Source organism: Allobacillus saliphilus (assembly GCF_018138385.1).
Lineage (GTDB): Bacteria > Bacillota > Bacilli > Bacillales > Alkalibacillaceae > Allobacillus > Allobacillus saliphilus.
Genome location: NZ_JAGSIE010000010.1, coordinates 75,785 through 88,517, shown reverse-complemented (window position 1 = coordinate 88,517; position 12,733 = coordinate 75,785). Strand labels below are relative to the sequence as shown.

The following is a 12,733-nucleotide window of genomic DNA, read 5'->3' as shown; positions in this document are numbered from 1 at the left end:
TGAGAGATAAAAGATTGGAGGGCGATCCTCTTTGAATGATAGTAAACAAGTTGTTCTGATGAAAGGAACGCAGGAAGGCATAACGGTTTATTTGAATGACGAATGTTCATTTGAACAACTGTTGAATGAGCTGAACAAAAAGCTTGAGAACAGTAATAAAGAAGACCGTACCGAATTGATTTTACATAGTCAATATCGTTACTTGCGAGCAGAACAGAAAAAAGATATTCGAGAAATAATAGAAAAAAGTAGTAGCTATCGTGTTAAGGAATTTCAATCATATGTGCTGACAAGTGATGAAGTGACGAAACAGATCAATAATATGTCTGTCAGACCTGCGATTCGAAACGTTCGTTCTGGACAAGTTCATCAGGTAGAAGGTGACGCTCTAATTCTTGGGGATATTAATCCTGGTGGGTTGGTGATGGCCACCGGAAATGTTTATGTTTTTGGGAAACTAAGAGGAATCGCTCATGCAGGTACCAATGGTAATAAGGAATGCGTCATCGTAGCTTCCTATATGAATCCAAGTCAACTAAGGATTGCCAATAAAATCAGTCGGTCTCCAGATTATGATGTCGAAGGCTCGAATCGCGAGTTTGCTTATATTAATCTCGAAAATGATATGATAGAAGTAGAGAAAGTGAACTACTTGCCAAAGGTACGACGAAATCTCATCGATCGATTGGAAAGGGGTATCGAGAATGGGTGAAGCAATCGTAATTACTTCCGGAAAAGGTGGTGTCGGAAAATCGACGACCACTGCAAATATTGGAACTGCGTTAGCACTAAAAGATCAAAAGGTATGTCTGGTTGATACAGATATCGGCTTACGTAATTTGGATGTAGTATTAGGGTTGGAAAATAGAATCATTTTCAATATCGTTGATGTGATCGATGGAAATTGTAAACTGCAAACGGCATTGGTGAAAGACAAACGGTTCGATTGTATGCACTTGTTGCCGGCAGCACAAACCAATGATAAAAATGATATTACTGCTGAAGCCATGAAAGACTTGATTGAGCAATTAAAGCCTGATTACGATTACATATTAATCGATTGTCCGGCAGGAATTGAACAAGGCTTTTCTAACGCAGTGGCAGGAGCTGACAAAGCAATCGTCGTAACGACGCCAGAGAAATCAAGTGTGCGAGATGCGGATCGTATAGTCGGTCTGTTGGAAAAAGAAGGATTGAATGATCCTCATTTGATTATTAACCGTATTCGAAAGCACATGATTGATAGTGGTGATATGTTAAGTGTAGATGACATTGTTTCAACGCTTTCCATCGATTTACTTGGTGTTATTTTAGACGATGAAGATGTAATCAAAGCTTCACACCATGGTGAGCCTGTTGCTTTCCAACCAAACACGAAAGCATCGATTAGCTATCGTAATATAGCTCGGAGAATTTTAGGTGAATCTGTTCCGTTGATGTCATTCGACGAAGAAAAAGGATTTATGTCCAAAGTTAAAAAGATATTTGGAATGAAAAGCTAAATTGATATACTTATCTCCTTCACTATATTTGTGTGAAGGAGTTTTTGTTTATACGGAGATGGCTGCACCCGCTGTCGAGAAGCCTTCTCGATACACAAACAAAATGATTCACACCTTGAAAAGTAATCGAGAAGTCGTCTCGATACGCAAACGAAGTGGTTCGCACCTCGAAAAGTAATCGAGAAGCCGTCTCGATACGCAAACAAAGTGATTCATAACTTGAAAAGTAATCGAGAAGCCGTTAGTTCTTCCCATATAAATCTCCGAAACACTCACTTGGCCTTTTACATGCGAGTATTTTTACATCACTAAATTAAAATGCTCTTATCTGAAGCAACCTTAAGGATTTTGTCCCAGCCTCCCTGACATTTGCCTTCGAACCACTTATAACTTTATGAACGATTACATATGAACATAATCATAATTGATAGCCCGTCCGAATAGGCTAGTACAAAAGAAAAAAGGACGGATGATTATGAGCAAAAAATTAGACGAAATAAGAAAAAATATCGTTCATCGAAAGAACATGAAAACAGGAACGAAAATTAGTATCAATCATTCTCCGTTGTTAAGTGATGATGAGCGATATGGAAATCAGCCAAATGGGCTATCCAATTCGAGCAATCCGGGAACAATCCAACTGAAATCAACTTGGTTTCCGAAGTTTTTATTATCCGTATTTATCTTCTTTCTTACATTTCTCGTCTACAACTCGGAATTACCAATCATTAAACAATCAAAAGAAACAGTTCATTATGCATTAACGGAAGATTTACCATTCGCCACGATGCATTCCTGGTATGAGACTCATTTCGGAGGTACGTTTGTTTCCTTGGGATTTGATCAAGCTGAACCGAATGAACTATCTGGCAACATCTTATCTATACCTGTTTCAGGACTGGACGAAGAACGTATCACATCTGAAGGAAAAGGTATACATATTGAAGTTTCTGCAGAAGAGTCTGTATATGCATTAGAAAAAGGAACTGTATTATTCGCAGGGAACAAACCAGATACAGGACGAACGATTGTGTTGCAACACGAAGATGGTCGAAAATCAATCTATGGTCAATTGGATGAAATAGAGGTATTTCACTATCAAACGATCCCCGCGAATCAACCGATTGGAACTGTGAAACCAGATGAGCTAGGTACATCAGCATTGTATTTTGCAATCCAAGATGGAACCGAGTACTTGAATCCATTACAAGAAATTTTAGAGGGCAAGGATGAATATTAAAACCATTCATTCTGTATTATCAGTCATTCAAGTTCATCCATTATTGTTAATCTTATTATTGCTCAGCTACTTTTTCGGTTTATTTATCGAGATGGCTGCTTTGTTTATGCTCATATTCATTCATGAATGTGGGCATTTAGCTGTCGCAAAATATTTTCAATGGGAAGTGACTCGGTTAGTCATTTGGCCATTTGGAGGCGTCATGGAAACAAAGGATTTTTATAACCGTCCAACGCATGAAGAGTTGTGGGTCACTATCGCTGGGCCGGTCCAACACATTTGGGTTTTTGGTGTCATTCATCTCCTATCATTTACTTCGGTCCCAGACTATTATCTCGATCAATTCATTTGGATGAATACAATCCTTCTTCTATTTAATTTAATGCCAATTCTCCCTCTCGATGGAGGAAGATTTCTATTTTTTATGCTCAGTCATTGGATACCATTTCATCGTTCAATACTTTTGTCGACAAGCTTCTCGATATTTATGATTGTCATTGCAAATGGTATACTGCTACTAAATGGATGGGTTAGTCCGCCACTAATTGTCTTATCTACAATCCTATGGCTAGATAATTGGCTTACGTATAAACGTCATTATCTTTACTTGATGAAGCATATGCTTGCGAGGTACATGTATCCAACAGTTAATCGCAACAAAATTCATAAATTGGAGTTTCCAATACAAACTTCGCTTCAAGAAATGATGAAGCGATTCAGGAAAAACCACTATCATTTCATCCAGATTGAAAATCAAGGCTTATTATCAGAAGACGATTATCTATCTTTGTTATTTTCGGCGGTGCCCCCAAAAACATGATTGGTGGACAAGTACATGCGAACGGTTTATTTACAGGTCAAGACAGCCAAACAATATTGTTTGGAGTTGGCGAATGGAAATGTCACTCAGTTTTTCTTTCAAACAGCATCAGCCTATCGTATAGGTGATTTAGTGAGTGGTGTTGTTCAAGATATTGATCCTCGTATTCAAGCCGCTTTTATCGACCTTGGAAACGCGAGGGCTTATATGCCATTAAATAAACAATCCCAGTCTATTTATAAAGGAAAGCGTCTATTGTTACAGGTCGAAAAAACGGCGACCAATACAAAACGAATGACAGTTAGCAGTCAACTTGAACTATCAAATGACTATATTGTATTTTTTCCAAATGAATCGACATTAAAAATTTCTTCAAAAATGCCAAAGCAAAAAGCAGGCGATATCGACACGTTACTTAAAGAACATTTAAGCGAATATGAAGGTGTTCTCGTTCGAACAGCAGCACAGCATTTGACCGACGAGCAACTCGTTGAATCACTTAATGATCTAAAATCTAAGTGGAAACAGCTTCAACAACAAGTGAAACAGAAATTGGGGATTATCGTTCGGCAAAAGAATTCTTGGGACGAATATTTACAAAACGAAATTGAATTTATAGATAAAATAGTATGTGATGATGTTAACTATGCTAGATTGTTACGCAAAAAGTTTTGTGAAGTAAGCGAACGCATTCAGTTTGATGCACATTTTTATCGACATCGACCTTTTACATGGACTCAGTTTAGTGAAAAGTTCACTGCTCGAAAAGTGAAATTGGATAGTGGAGCAGAATTGGTGATTGATCGTACAGAAGCTATGACGGTTATCGATGTAAACACTGCTCATTCACGAAGTCATCAGGTGAGTGAGAGGTTTTTTCATCAGGTTAACAAAGAGGCAGCGATTGCGGCTTTAAAAGAAGTAAATTTCCGAAAAATTTCTGGGATTATATTAATTGATTTTATCAACTTGAAACAAAAGGAAAATCGTAAGTCTGTTGAGACGCTTCTTAAAGATACCATTCAACAATGGAACTTACCGATTCAAGTAGCCGGCATGACGAAGCTTGGATTGATGGAATTGACGGCGAAGCGAGCAGGTGAGAGTATTTATGACTATTTCCAAGTTGAAAACCCGACAATTCAGCATTCAGAACAATTTATCGTTCATCAGTTAGAAGATGAATTATTAGCTTATCAGGCTGAAAGAGTAGATTGTATAGAAGTTGCCGTCGAACCAGATAACCTCGTCTATGTGAAGGAAGCTATACGAAAGTTACATCAGAATCATCAATTTACGTTTTCTTTAGTCATTCATGCAGATTCCTCTTTACAAAGTCCATTCAAATTATTTAAAATAGGGGATGTCAATTGGTTGTTAGAAAAACTTCAAGCAGAAGGAAAACCGATTGACAAACTGATTTAGTGTATGGTAATGTTTTATTGTTATGCAAATTGTCGCACCAATTTGCTGCAACCGCGCAGAAAAGGTTTTTAAACTCATCTTGAATGAGTACCTTTATGGCGAGTCTAAGTAAACGAGGAGGTGCAAGAATGTACGCAATTATCGAAACTGGTGGTAAACAAGTTAAAGTTGAAGAAGGCCAAACGGTCTACTTGGAAAAAGTAGTCGGTGAAGCTGGTGATGAAGTTACTTTTGACAAAGTACTTTTCGTTGGTGGAGATGAAACAAAAGTGGGCGCTCCATTCGTAGATGGTGCTAGCGTTACTGGAACTGTTGAGAAACAGGGTAAAGGACGTAAAATCACTGTTTTCAAATATAAGCCAAAGAAAAATTACAAGCGTAAACAAGGTCATCGTCAACCTTACACAAAAGTTACTATCAAAAACATTAGTCTGTAAGGAAGAATTCGATGGTAGAAGTTATCGTTGAACGAAACGATCAAAATGAAATTATTTCCTTTGAATTATCCGGACATGCCAATAGCGGTCCGTATGGGCACGATTTGGTCTGTGCAGCAGCTTCTGCTGTATCGTTCGGAGCAATTAATTCAATTATTTCATTGTGTAATGTCGAACCTGAAATTGAGCAAGGTGAAAAAGGTGGCTATTTAAAAATGACATTATCATCACAGATGGATGATGAATCATTTACTAAAGCCCAAACGTTGCTTGAAGGTATGATTGTGTCTATTCAAACGATTGAAAATGATTACGGTGAATATATAAAGTTATCTACTCAATAAGGAGGTGCTTTCACATGCTACGTTTAGATCTTCAGTTCTTCGCACAGAAAAAAGGTGCCGGTAGTACTAAAAACGGTCGTGATTCAGAATCCAAACGTCTTGGTGCGAAACGTGCAGACGGTCAATTTGTAACTGGCGGATCCATTCTTTATCGTCAACGCGGTACGAAAATCTACCCAGGCGATAACGTTGGTCGCGGTGGTGATGACACGCTTTTTGCTAAAATTGACGGTGTTGTTAAATTCGAACGTTATGGACGTGACCGTAAGAAAGTCAGTGTTCATCCAGAAGTTCAAGAAGCTTAATCATACACATAAAGAACTGGTTCAAAAGATAACCTTTTGGACCAGTTTTTTTGGTCTAATAGAATTTGTTACTATATGTGCAAACAGGCGATTACTTCGACGAGCGAGAAGGTTTTTTCTTATTTATGTTAAAATAGAGAAAAATCGCAAATGGGTGATTACAATGGATACGGAATCTTTTTTAAAGATAATGAAGCTTTATCGCCATAAGCTATTGAATGAACTGCAAGTAATTCACGGATATCAAAGTATGAATATGAAAGAGGCATCAATTGAAAAATTAAATCGCTTCATTGGTGAACTAAATGCAGAAAGAGTGTTACAATCATTAGATGCACCAGCGTATGTCAGTTTAATTCTATTGTGGAAAATACAACACCCAGAGATTAGATTACAATATCAAACAATTGGTAAGTCGCAGTCCCTTCGAAATTATGACCAAGAGATGTGTCAAGATGTTCAAACGGTGATCGATAAAGTCGAAAAACTCGCCCAAGAAGATACTTCATTATCGATTCAACTGTCGTATCAACCAGAAATTCAAATTGATTATATTGTTACAAATGTGGAAAAAGATAAACAGAATGATTCAGAAAACGAAGAGGAAAATGATTTGCAAGAAATTATTTTTCAATATCGTTATAAGTAGGTGAGAGAATGTTTGTAGATCAAGTGCAAGTCTTCGTTAAAGCAGGCGATGGTGGTAATGGAATTGTTGCTTTTCGACGAGAAAAATATGAACCAATGGGTGGTCCAGCCGGGGGTGACGGTGGCCGTGGCGGTGATGTCATTTTTGAAGTAGATGAAGGTTTGAATACATTAATGGACTTTCGTTATCAAAAACATTTTAAAGCAACTCGCGGAGAAAATGGAATGAACAAAAGTATGCACGGCAAAAACGCTGATCCGCTCGTCGTTCCTGTACCCCCAGGGACTACCGTGAAGAATGCAGATACCGGGAAAGTCATTGCGGATTTAATTGAACATAAGCAACGAGCAGTCATTGCAAAAGCCGGACGTGGTGGACGTGGAAATATCCACTTTAGTAATGCAAGGAACCGTGCACCTGAGATTGCTGAAAATGGTGAGCCAGGTGAAGAGTTGTATGTACAACTCGAACTAAAAGTTTTAGCAGATGTTGGATTAGTTGGCTTCCCAAGTGTTGGGAAATCGACATTATTATCTGTCGTCAGCGCTGCAAAGCCTAAGATTGCCGATTATCATTTTACGACGCTCAATCCTAATCTAGGTATGGTCCGTACGGAAGATGATCGAAGTTTCGTGATAGCGGATTTACCAGGATTGATTGAAGGTGCACATGAAGGTGTTGGATTAGGACATCAATTTTTACGACACATCGAGCGCACACGATTAATCGTTCATGTGGTCGATATGTCCGCAGCTGAAGGAAGAGATCCTTATGAAGATTATCAGACGATTAATCAAGAGCTTGAGCAATATGATGAACGTCTGATGGAACGTACTCAACTCATTGTTGCAAACAAAATGGACATGCCTGGAGCCGAAGAACAGCTTGAACAATTTAAAGAGCATTTCGACACATCACAGAAAATATTCCCAATTTCAGCTTTGACGAAGTCAGGGTTAAGCGAACTTCTATATGCAATTGCGGATACGTTAGAACAAATTCCGAAAAATACATTTGAAACGGAACAAGAAGATCTTCAAGATGAACGTGTCATCTATCGTCATGAAAAAGACGATGAAAGCTTCCGTATAACTAGGGATCCGGACGGCGCTTATGTGTTATCAGGCCCTCAAATTGAACGATTGTTTAAAATGACTGACTTTAACCGAGATGAATCCGTTCGCCGGTTTGCTCGACAGATGCGTCACTTAGGAATCGATGAAGCACTTCGTAAAAGAGGGGCAGAAGATGGAGATACCGTACGCTTACTCGATTTTGAATTTGAGTTTGTTGAGTAATGAAAAAACTGTACCTACCTTTCTAGGGGTACAGTTTTTTATGTCTGACACATTCAATGAATTCCAGGCGATTGACTCAATTTTTTTGTCATCTTGCATAAACTATGTATAGATTGATACGAAAGGAGTCATTTATGATGAGAATTCATATTGTACGAAGAGGTGAAACAATCAAGTCGATCGCAGAGAAATATGATCTTTCCTTTCAAGAAGTTGTCCGTATGAACAAACAAATTGCAGATCCATATGAATTGATGCAAGGAATGAAATTGAGAGTTCCCATCCAGCGTGACAAGCAACCAGAAGAGCCTACACCTGACGAAGCACCCAAACATAATAACCCTACAGAAGGTCTCGTTGAGAGCCAAGAGTTAATGAAAGATCAGTTGTCTCGCTTGGAACCTCCTGAAAGAGCTGCAGACTATCTTCCGAACATTCAAGAAGATGAACATGTATGGGGTTACCAGTCAATGGAAAGCCATGACTATCCTTATAAGAACCTAGAAGAGTATTCACCGATTACTCAACCGCTGTATACAGATATGACATTTCTTCATGACACGTACTATCCTGCACAACAGCAACCTATGGTATATTATAATCCGTGTATGGGTTACGTTTATTCTTTTTAAGTAAGCTGAGTGTTTTTCCATCAATTTTCACCTCATAAAATGTATGGTTAACACCTCCTTTCTCAAACTAACAAAAGGAGGTGTTTTTAAATGGTCAAAAAAATTCTTTTATTCATCCTGATAGCTATTATTGCGACTGGTTGTACTTGGGTCAATCCAGAAAAGGATAAGCAAGCAGATGGTGCGTTTCAAAAGGACGAAGAGGTGACAGATGAGGAGTTAATCCGTTATAATTTATATTCGAACCCCACTGAATATTATGAGCAAAAAAATTTAGAACGAACAATGGATAATTCGAACGAGAACACAAGTGATTCAGAAGGACCTGGAAATAAAACCGAACGCCAAATTTATTACGAATTGATGCAATTAGAAGAAGTTCGGCAGGCAGGCCTGGCTATTACAGAAGATAAAATTTACATTGCGATTAATTTAGAAAACCGTTCTGAACCAAAGGAAACAGTCAAACGTGTCAAAGATATTGTTGAAAAAATCACAGGTCGTTCTGATATAATTGTGGATGTCGATCCTGATTACTATGATTCGAGGATAGAATGATTAGTTCATCAAACGTTTGATTGATTTTTTCTAAAATAAATACAAAAAGGGAGGAGAAACGACATGAAATTCGCTATTGTTACAGGTGCTTCAAGAGGATTGGGTGATGAAACTGCACGACTTGCACTGAAAAAGGGTTATCATCTCATTACGGTAGCTAGAAAGCCTGAGCTATCTTCATTGCAACAAGAAGCCTCAGCACAAAAATTAACGCATACTCATTTTGCGGCGGATTTGAGTGATCCTGAATCCGTAATTTCGGTTTCAAAAAAAATTACACAAATTATTGAAGCAGAATCACTAGATGAGGTCTTGTTGATTAATAATGCTGGTATGGTTTCACCGATTGGCCCTGTCGGTCGCATGGATAGTGAAGAAATTTCAAAACATGTGTCATTAAATACGGCGGCACCGATGATTCTTCTTAATGAATTGAAAAAAGCGATTTATGATGTGCCGCTTACAGTCGTAAATATTACTTCTGGAGCTGCTGAACGTAGTACGTATGGATGGAGTGTTTACGGATCAACGAAGGCTGCGATCAATTTATTTACACAGACTGCGGCTGCTGAGGCTGATGAGCTTGGACTGGATGAATTACACGTCGCTTTTAGTCCTGGAATCATGGACACGGAAATGCAAACTGAAATTCGCAGTTCATCTACACAAGACTTTAAAGATGTTGAGAAATTTAAGCAGTTCAAGCAAGAAGGGCAGCTACGAAGCCCAAATGAAGTGGCTGAATTATTGTTTCAATTAATCCATAAACGAAATGCAATTGAAAGCGGTCGAGTATATCGCGTATATGATTTAGTCGATTAATCGAGAAGGGAAGAGGAGTTTTATGGCAGGACATTCAAAATGGCATAATATTAGACATAAAAAGAATGCCAAAGATGCAAAACGGGGAAAGATTTTCATGAAATTGGCGAAGGAGATTTTTGTAGCTGCAAAGCAAGGTGGAACAGATACGGAAACGAATGCAGCGCTTCGCTTGGCAATTGATAAGGCGCGATCCAATAACATGCCAAAAGACAATATCGATCGTGCAGTTCAGAAAGCAGCAGGAAATGTAGAGGGCGAAAATTATGAAGAGACGACGTACGAAGGGTATGGTCCTGGAGGCGTTGCAGTCATGGTTGATGTGTTGACGGATAATAGAAACCGGACAGCCTCGGAGGTCAGACATGCTTTTTCCAAAAATGATGGCAACCTAGGTGAAAATGGTTGTGTCGCTTTTATGTTTCAACGAAAAGGATATATCGTAATCGCACAAGAAAATGTGTCGGTTGATGAAGACGAATTTATGTTAGAAGCAATTGAAGCTGGCTGTGAAGAAATCGAATCCAATGAGGAAGTCTTCGAATTGTACACAGCCGTCGAAGATTTTGAGTCGTGTAAAAAGACATTAGAAGAAAATTATCCTTTGGAAGCTGCTGAATTGACGATGATTCCTGACACAGATGCAGAGGTATCAGATGAGCATCAAGAAAAGATGAACAAGCTAATCGATATGCTTGAAGATCTTGATGATGTACAAGATGTGCATCACAATATGAAATAAAACGTAACACCAGTTATGGTTCTTAGATAATCATGACTGGTTTTTCAATCATTCATATAAAGCCACAAGGATTGGTTTCCGTGTTAAACTAGAGATAGAACATTTGTTCAAGATAGGAGAGAAGCTCATGTTTGCTTATGTTCGTGGGAAATTAGAGGAAATTGAAGAAGATTTTTTAGTCGTTGAGACGGCAGGAATCGGCTATGAAATATATTGTGCCAATCCTTATCAGTTTCAAGAGTCATTAGGACAAGAAGTAAAGGTTTATACATATCAGTATGTTCGTGAAGACTTACATATGTTATATGGATTTAAAAAGGAAGAAGAGAAATCCTTGTTTAAGAAATTAATTCAAGTATCAGGAATCGGACCTAAAAGTGCCAGTGTAATTATTGGACAAGTGCCTGTCAGAGAATTTGCCCAAGCTATTGAGCAAGAGGATGAAAAATTCTTGACTAAGTTTCCGGGCGTCGGAAAGAAAACGGCACGTCAGATGATATTGGACTTAAAAGGGAAAGTGACAGAGTGGCTGACTTATCACGGCGAAAATTCGAAAACAACAGAAACAATTCATATGATCCACGCAACGAGTCCTTATGTTGATGAGGCGATTGAGGCATTAAGAGCCCTCGGATATTCCAACCGAGAAATCAAATCCATTGAGGGAAAACTTAAGGCTGAAAACCTTGAATCAACAGACGATGTCGTGAAGAAAGGGTTGCAACTACTAATACGGTAAGTGGGTGGAATGATGGATGATCGGATGATTTCTGGAGATCTCCAAGAAGATGATCTTCAGGTAGAACAAAGTTTAAGACCTCAAGTTTTGAGGCAATATATAGGACAAGAAAAAACAAAACGAAATTTAAGTATATTTATTGAAGCGGCTAAAATGCGTGAAGAGCCATTGGATCATGTTTTATTATATGGCCCACCAGGCTTAGGTAAAACGACATTAGCTTCAATTATTGCCAATGAAATGGGTGTACAGTTTAGAACGACTTCAGGTCCAGCGATTGAAAGGGCTGGTGATCTTGCAGCAATTTTATCTTCTCTTGAAACAGGAGATGTATTGTTCATTGATGAGATTCATCGTCTGCCTCGCGCTGTTGAAGAAATCCTATATCCGGCGATGGAGGATTTCTTTTTAGATATTGTAATCGGTCAAGGAGATAGTGCACGTTCAGTACGGTTAGATTTGCCTCCATTTACGCTGGTAGGTGCTACGACTCGTGCTGGATTACTTTCTGCCCCGCTACGTGATCGGTTCGGTGTATTGAGCCGTTTGGAGTTTTATGAAGAGAAAGATCTTAGCCATATCATTAAACGGACAGCTGACATTTTTGAGATGGAGATTGAAGACGATGCGGCGGATGAAATTGCTTCTCGTTCACGTGGTACACCTCGTATTGCCAATCGCTTGCTGAAGCGGGTGCGTGATATAGCTCAAGTGAATGACATGGATACAATCACAGTGGACATCACGAGAGAAGCATTGAATATGCTACAAGTCGATGCAGCGGGGTTGGATCATATTGATCATAAATACTTATTAGGTATTATTGATAAGTTTCAAGGCGGTCCTGTCGGGTTAGAAACATTGGCAGCGACCATAGGAGAAGAATCTCAAACTATTGAAGATGTTTATGAACCTTTTTTATTACAAAAAGGATACATTCAACGCACACCACGTGGGCGGATAGCCACATTTGAAGCCTACCGTCACTTCAATAGGGAGGTAAATGGTTAAATGGATGGGCTAGGAAAAATTCTAATTCTAATAGGCATTGTATTAGTAATCATTGGCATCATTTGGACAGCGATTGGAAAGCTTCCAGGTGATTTTGTATTCAAAAAAGGTAACACGACTGTTTATTTACCAATCATGACCTCCATTATCATTAGTATTATCTTATCACTTATTTTTTATTTTTTTGGTAAATTTAAGTAATCGGTAAT

At 38.6% G+C, this 12,733-nt stretch carries 17 protein-coding genes and 1 other annotated feature; all 17 genes read left to right on the top strand.

The features are described from left to right. Nucleotides 1-31: 31 nt before the first annotated feature. Complete coding sequence (minC, locus tag KC820_RS04545; RefSeq protein ID WP_212368565.1) at nt 32-712, top strand: septum site-determining protein MinC; 681 nt, start codon at nt 32-34, stop codon at nt 710-712. Continuing rightward, on the top strand, nt 705-1,502 hold the full coding sequence (gene minD, locus KC820_RS04540; RefSeq protein ID WP_144087591.1) for a septum site-determining protein MinD: 798 nt from the start codon (nt 705-707) through the stop codon (nt 1,500-1,502). The genes minC and minD overlap by 8 nt, the downstream gene beginning before the upstream one ends. A gap of 526 nt (nt 1,503-2,028) precedes the next feature. Next, nucleotides 2,029-2,742, top strand: a complete 714-nt coding sequence (locus KC820_RS04535; RefSeq protein WP_212368562.1) for a M23 family metallopeptidase — start codon at nt 2,029-2,031, stop codon at nt 2,740-2,742. Beyond that, nucleotides 2,732-3,562 (top strand): site-2 protease family protein, encoded by an 831-nt coding sequence (locus KC820_RS04530; RefSeq protein ID WP_212368559.1) that lies wholly within the window; start codon nt 2,732-2,734, stop codon nt 3,560-3,562. Before KC820_RS04535 ends, KC820_RS04530 begins: the two co-directional genes overlap by 11 nt. 15 nt (nt 3,563-3,577) lie before the next feature. Next, entirely contained in the window at nt 3,578-4,987 is a 1,410-nt protein-coding gene (locus KC820_RS04525) for a ribonuclease E/G (RefSeq protein ID WP_212368556.1), read from the top strand. Nucleotides 4,988-5,026: 39 nt separating this feature from the next. Continuing rightward, nucleotides 5,027-5,103 (top strand) — a sequence feature (ribosomal protein L21 leader region). 12 nt (nt 5,104-5,115) lie between these two features. After that, complete coding sequence (rplU, locus tag KC820_RS04520) at nt 5,116-5,424, top strand: 50S ribosomal protein L21 (protein ID WP_144087587.1); 309 nt, start codon at nt 5,116-5,118, stop codon at nt 5,422-5,424. A gap of 11 nt (nt 5,425-5,435) precedes the next feature. Further along, entirely contained in the window at nt 5,436-5,768 is a 333-nt protein-coding gene (locus KC820_RS04515; protein ID WP_212368553.1) for a ribosomal-processing cysteine protease Prp, read from the top strand. A 14-nt stretch (nt 5,769-5,782) separates the two neighbouring features. Then, complete coding sequence (gene rpmA / locus KC820_RS04510) at nt 5,783-6,073, top strand: 50S ribosomal protein L27 (protein ID WP_144087585.1); 291 nt, start codon at nt 5,783-5,785, stop codon at nt 6,071-6,073. A 163-nt stretch (nt 6,074-6,236) separates the two neighbouring features. Next, nucleotides 6,237-6,722, top strand: a complete 486-nt coding sequence (locus KC820_RS04505) for a Spo0B domain-containing protein (protein WP_212368550.1) — start codon at nt 6,237-6,239, stop codon at nt 6,720-6,722. A gap of 8 nt (nt 6,723-6,730) precedes the next feature. Continuing rightward, nucleotides 6,731-8,020: a GTPase ObgE gene (gene obgE / locus KC820_RS04500; RefSeq protein WP_212368547.1), complete on the top strand. Its 1,290-nt coding sequence runs from the start codon at nt 6,731-6,733 to the stop codon at nt 8,018-8,020. Nucleotides 8,021-8,157: 137 nt separating this feature from the next. Then, nucleotides 8,158-8,652, top strand: coding sequence for a LysM peptidoglycan-binding domain-containing protein (locus KC820_RS04495; RefSeq protein ID WP_212368545.1), 495 nt, complete (start codon nt 8,158-8,160; stop codon nt 8,650-8,652). 90 nt (nt 8,653-8,742) lie between these two features. Next, complete coding sequence (locus KC820_RS04490; RefSeq protein WP_212368543.1) at nt 8,743-9,210, top strand: YhcN/YlaJ family sporulation lipoprotein; 468 nt, start codon at nt 8,743-8,745, stop codon at nt 9,208-9,210. Between the two features lie 63 nt (nt 9,211-9,273). Continuing rightward, nucleotides 9,274-10,032 (top strand): SDR family NAD(P)-dependent oxidoreductase, encoded by a 759-nt coding sequence (locus KC820_RS04485; protein WP_212368541.1) that lies wholly within the window; start codon nt 9,274-9,276, stop codon nt 10,030-10,032. 22 nt (nt 10,033-10,054) lie between these two features. Beyond that, complete coding sequence (locus KC820_RS04480; RefSeq protein ID WP_212368539.1) at nt 10,055-10,774, top strand: YebC/PmpR family DNA-binding transcriptional regulator; 720 nt, start codon at nt 10,055-10,057, stop codon at nt 10,772-10,774. Between the two features lie 127 nt (nt 10,775-10,901). Continuing rightward, entirely contained in the window at nt 10,902-11,513 is a 612-nt protein-coding gene (ruvA, locus tag KC820_RS04475) for a Holliday junction branch migration protein RuvA (protein WP_212368537.1), read from the top strand. Between the two features lie 12 nt (nt 11,514-11,525). After that, entirely contained in the window at nt 11,526-12,524 is a 999-nt protein-coding gene (gene ruvB / locus KC820_RS04470; protein WP_212368535.1) for a Holliday junction branch migration DNA helicase RuvB, read from the top strand. Further along, nucleotides 12,525-12,725 carry a DUF2905 domain-containing protein gene (locus KC820_RS04465; RefSeq protein WP_212368534.1) on the top strand — a complete coding sequence of 67 codons (201 nt, stop codon included), beginning with the start codon at nt 12,525-12,527 and terminating at the stop codon, nt 12,723-12,725. Nucleotides 12,726-12,733 lie beyond the last annotated feature (8 nt).

What these genes read in the sequence shown, in the direction of transcription:
- minD (WP_144087591.1), top strand. Translation starts at nt 705, where the DNA reads ATGGGTGAAGCAATCGTAATTACTTCCGGAAAAGGTGGTGTCGGAAAA.
- KC820_RS04535 (WP_212368562.1), top strand. Translation starts at nt 2,029, where the DNA reads ATGAAAACAGGAACGAAAATTAGTATCAATCATTCTCCGTTGTTAAGT.
- KC820_RS04530 (WP_212368559.1), top strand. Translation starts at nt 2,732, where the DNA reads ATGAATATTAAAACCATTCATTCTGTATTATCAGTCATTCAAGTTCAT.
- KC820_RS04525 (WP_212368556.1), top strand. Translation starts at nt 3,578, where the DNA reads ATGCGAACGGTTTATTTACAGGTCAAGACAGCCAAACAATATTGTTTG.
- rplU (WP_144087587.1), top strand. Translation starts at nt 5,116, where the DNA reads ATGTACGCAATTATCGAAACTGGTGGTAAACAAGTTAAAGTTGAAGAA.
- KC820_RS04515 (WP_212368553.1), top strand. Translation starts at nt 5,436, where the DNA reads ATGGTAGAAGTTATCGTTGAACGAAACGATCAAAATGAAATTATTTCC.
- rpmA (WP_144087585.1), top strand. Translation starts at nt 5,783, where the DNA reads ATGCTACGTTTAGATCTTCAGTTCTTCGCACAGAAAAAAGGTGCCGGT.
- KC820_RS04505 (WP_212368550.1), top strand. Translation starts at nt 6,237, where the DNA reads ATGGATACGGAATCTTTTTTAAAGATAATGAAGCTTTATCGCCATAAG.
- obgE (WP_212368547.1), top strand. Translation starts at nt 6,731, where the DNA reads ATGTTTGTAGATCAAGTGCAAGTCTTCGTTAAAGCAGGCGATGGTGGT.
- KC820_RS04495 (WP_212368545.1), top strand. Translation starts at nt 8,158, where the DNA reads ATGAGAATTCATATTGTACGAAGAGGTGAAACAATCAAGTCGATCGCA.
- KC820_RS04490 (WP_212368543.1), top strand. Translation starts at nt 8,743, where the DNA reads ATGGTCAAAAAAATTCTTTTATTCATCCTGATAGCTATTATTGCGACT.
- KC820_RS04485 (WP_212368541.1), top strand. Translation starts at nt 9,274, where the DNA reads ATGAAATTCGCTATTGTTACAGGTGCTTCAAGAGGATTGGGTGATGAA.
- KC820_RS04480 (WP_212368539.1), top strand. Translation starts at nt 10,055, where the DNA reads ATGGCAGGACATTCAAAATGGCATAATATTAGACATAAAAAGAATGCC.
- ruvA (WP_212368537.1), top strand. Translation starts at nt 10,902, where the DNA reads ATGTTTGCTTATGTTCGTGGGAAATTAGAGGAAATTGAAGAAGATTTT.
- ruvB (WP_212368535.1), top strand. Translation starts at nt 11,526, where the DNA reads ATGGATGATCGGATGATTTCTGGAGATCTCCAAGAAGATGATCTTCAG.
- KC820_RS04465 (WP_212368534.1), top strand. Translation starts at nt 12,525, where the DNA reads ATGGATGGGCTAGGAAAAATTCTAATTCTAATAGGCATTGTATTAGTA.